The sequence below is a fragment of the Mesorhizobium sp. M4A.F.Ca.ET.020.02.1.1 genome (assembly GCF_004022645.1).
Lineage (GTDB): Bacteria > Pseudomonadota > Alphaproteobacteria > Rhizobiales > Rhizobiaceae > Mesorhizobium.
Genome location: NZ_RZOI01000698.1, coordinates 1 through 3,150 on the forward strand (window position 1 = coordinate 1; position 3,150 = coordinate 3,150).

The 3,150-nt window shown below is 64.5% G+C and carries 3 protein-coding genes and 1 pseudogene; 1 reads left to right on the plus strand and 3 read right to left on the minus strand.

Translation table 11 applies throughout. The features are described from left to right. Nucleotides 1-506: pseudogene (locus EN742_RS29515) on the plus strand (thymidine phosphorylase); the annotation flags it as partial. An 18-nt stretch (nt 507-524) separates the two neighbouring features. Here EN742_RS29515 and EN742_RS29520 read toward each other — a convergent pair. The 3 genes from EN742_RS29520 to EN742_RS29530 all read right to left on the minus strand — a co-directional run bounded on the left by EN742_RS29520 (nt 525) and on the right by EN742_RS29530 (nt 2,948). Next, complete coding sequence (locus tag EN742_RS29520; RefSeq protein WP_128333586.1) at nt 525-1,088, minus strand: TIGR02281 family clan AA aspartic protease; 564 nt, start codon at nt 1,086-1,088, stop codon at nt 525-527. Nucleotides 1,089-1,192: 104 nt separating this feature from the next. Continuing rightward, the gene (upp, locus tag EN742_RS29525) at nt 1,193-1,822 is read right to left on the minus strand and encodes a uracil phosphoribosyltransferase (protein ID WP_126058358.1); all 630 of its coding nucleotides are present in this window, start codon (nt 1,820-1,822) and stop codon (nt 1,193-1,195) included. 151 nt (nt 1,823-1,973) lie between these two features. Further along, nucleotides 1,974-2,948 carry an adenosine deaminase gene (locus tag EN742_RS29530; RefSeq protein WP_126058359.1) on the minus strand — a complete coding sequence of 325 codons (975 nt, stop codon included), beginning with the start codon at nt 2,946-2,948 and terminating at the stop codon, nt 1,974-1,976. Nucleotides 2,949-3,150 lie beyond the last annotated feature (202 nt).

Sequence of the window (3,150 nt, forward strand, 5' to 3'; positions counted from 1 at the left end):
ATGTGACGTTGGCGCTCGCCGCCGACATGCTGCAATCGGCCGGGCTGGCCGCGTCGAACCAGGACGGCATCCGACGCGCCACCGAGACGCTCGCCGGCGGCCGCGCGGCGGCCGTCTTCCAGCGCATGGTGGCGGCGCTTGGCGGCCCTGCCGATTTCATCGACAAGCCTGGGAAGTATTTGCCGAAGGCGCCGGTGGAGCTTGCCGTGAAGGCGCTCGAAAACGGCTTCGTCAGCGGCATCGCGACGCGTGAGATCGGGCTTGCCGTGGTCGGACTTGGCGGCGGGCGCACGCGGCCCGACGACAGGATCGATCACGCGGTCGGCATCACCAGGCTGTCGCCGGTCGGCGCGGAAGTGCATGCCGGCGAGCCGCTGGCGCTGGTCCATGCGCGCAACGACGCTGATGCCGAGGCGGCGGCGGCAGCCGTGCTTGCCTGCTACACGATCGGGGCGTCGAAACCGCCGGCGGAAAAGACCGTCATCCGGCGCGTCCTGCCGCGCTGACAGTCCGGTCCAGCGGCTCTACTGGACCAGGAGCAGCGAGCCGTTCTCGACCTGGTATTTCTGCAGCCGCTGCAGGAAGCTCATGCCGATCAGGTTGGTCTGCAGCGCCCGGTCGTCGATCACCACCGCCTGGACGTTCTCGACCGAGATCTTGCCGATCTGCAAGCGCTCGACCGTCACCACCGCGGCCTTGATGGCGCCATTGGCGGTGTTGACCTCGTGGATGAAATCCGAGGGGTTGAGCGAGATGCCGGCGCGGCGCGCCGTCGAGGTGTTGATGGCGACCAGCGTGGCGCCGGTGTCGATCAGGCCGTCAATCTGGCGGCCGTTGAGCTTGATGCCGGAGGTGAAGTGTCCGCGCGCGTCGGCGCTGACCACGACCTTGCGGCCGAGCGGCAGTGCTGTCGCCGGCTTGTCGGGAACCGAGGCAAGGTTCAGGGCGGGCTGGGGCTCGGTGACTGGCTTGGAGGCGACTGCCGGTTTCAACAGGCCGTCGAGCATGTGCGGGTTCGACTGATAAAGGATCGGGATCGATGCCGATGTTCCGGCAAAGACGCCAAGGATGAGAAGCTTGCGCAGCATGGGACCGGCCTGTTTGAAGGCCGATCCTTAATCCCGACATGGTGTTTTCGTCTATAACGTGGGCCGAAACCGCGGCTTTGCGTAAACGGGCGGTAAACGGCGCGCTACTTGGTGCCGTACATGCGGTCGCCGGCATCGCCGAGGCCGGGCATGATGTAGCCCTTGTCGTTCAACTGGCGATCGATGGAGGCGGTGAAGACGGGAACGTCGGGATGCGCCTTGGTGAAGCGCTCGATGCCCTCGGGCGCTGCCAGCAGGCACAGGAAGCGGATGTTGGTGGCGCCGCGTCCCTTCAGCTTGTCGATCGCCGCGATCGCCGAATTTGCGGTGGCGAGCATCGGATCGACGACGATCACCAGCCGGTCGGCGAGATCGCTCGGCGCCTTGAAGAAATATTCGACAGCCTCCAGTGTGTCGTGGTCGCGGTAAAGCCCGATATGGGCGACGCGCGCCGCCGGAACCAGGTCGAGCAGGCCTTCGAGCAGGCCGTTGCCGGCGCGCAGCACCGAGGCGAAGACCAGTTTCTTGCCCTCGAGCGTCGGCGCCTCCATCGTTTCGATGGGCGTCTCGATCTCGGTCGTCGTCAGCTCGAGATTGCGCGTGACCTCATAGCCCAGAAGCAGCGAGATCTCGCGCAACAGCCGCCGGAAGCCGGCTGTCGAGGTCTCCTTCTTGCGCATGATGGTCAGCTTGTGCTGGACAAGCGGGTGGTCGACGACGGTGACGCCCTGCATGGTGCTGCTCCGGTGAGTGGTGAGTGGCGAATAGTGAATAGTGAATAGTGAGTGGGTTTGCGAGTCCTGATGGTTCGATGATTGCCTTGACGCGCCGAAGCGCGCGGGCAAACCATTCACCATTCACCATTCACCATTCACCATTCACCATTCACCGGCCTTTGGCGTCCAGCCGGCCCAGCAATATTGCCTTGGTCTTCCTGTCGACGAAGGCCGCCTCGATCGCCGTCCTGGTAATGGCGGTAAGCGCCTTGTCTTTTATCCCGAAATGCTCGGTGGCGATGTCGTATTCGCGCTTCAGCGAAGTCCAGAAATAGGGCGGATCGTCGGAGTTGAGTGTCACCCTGCAGCCCGCCGCCAATAGTTCCGGAAACGGATGGTCGGCGAAGCTGTCGAACACCTTGAGCGCGATGTTGGAACCCGGGCAGCATTCTAGCACCACGCCTTCGTCGGCGATGCGCCGGACAAGGTCGGGGTTCTCGATGGCGCGCACGCCATGGCCGATGCGGGAGGGCCGGATGTGGTCGAGCGCCGCCTGGACGCTCTCCCAGCCCATCAGCTCGCCGGCGTGGATGGTGATGCCGAGTCCGGCCTCGCGCGCGATCTCGAAAGCGCGGACATAGTCCTCGAACTCGCCGATGCGCTCGTCGCCGGCGACGCCGAAGCCCGTCACCAGCGGGTGGTCGCAGCGCGCGGCGAAGCGTGCCGCCTGCTCGATCGATTCGACGCCGACATGGCGCACGCCGGTGACGATCATGCGGGCCTCGATGCCGGTCTTGGCCTTGGCGCGCGCCATGCCCTCGCCAAGCGCGTCGGTATAGGCCTTGGGCGACAGGCCGGCCTTCTTCGCATGGTCCGGTGAGGTGAAGACTTCGGAATAGATGGCGCCGTCGCGGGCGAGGCTGGTCAGGTAATGGTCGGCCAGCCGCGCATAATCCTCCTCGGTGCGGAACAGGTCGGACGAGAAATCGTAGGCTGCCAGGAAAGAGGTGAAGTCATGCCAGACGAAGGAGCCGTCCTTGATATAGGGCGCGGTGTCCTTGCCGTATTTGCGGGCCTGGCTGATGACGAGCTCGGGCGCCGCTGCCCCTTCGATGTGGCAGTGCAGTTCCGCTTTCAAAGGCATTCAATCATCCCGTCGATTCGGTCCAGGTCGATAAGCCCGCCACCTGGAAGCGCGGCCGAACACCGCGCCTTAAACAATAGCGCCCGCACCATCGATCGGCTATGGTCCCGCCGGTTTTATGACGGATCAAAATAATGTCAGTTGAGAGAACCACGGCCGCGGGCGGTATGGAAACCTCCTATGGTTTCAAGCGGGTAGGGGC

What these genes read in the sequence shown, in the direction of transcription:
- upp (WP_126058358.1), bottom strand. Translation starts at nt 1,822, where the DNA reads ATGCAGGGCGTCACCGTCGTCGACCACCCGCTTGTCCAGCACAAGCTG.
- EN742_RS29520 (WP_128333586.1), bottom strand. Translation starts at nt 1,088, where the DNA reads ATGCTGCGCAAGCTTCTCATCCTTGGCGTCTTTGCCGGAACATCGGCA.
- EN742_RS29530 (WP_126058359.1), bottom strand. Translation starts at nt 2,948, where the DNA reads ATGCCTTTGAAAGCGGAACTGCACTGCCACATCGAAGGGGCAGCGGCG.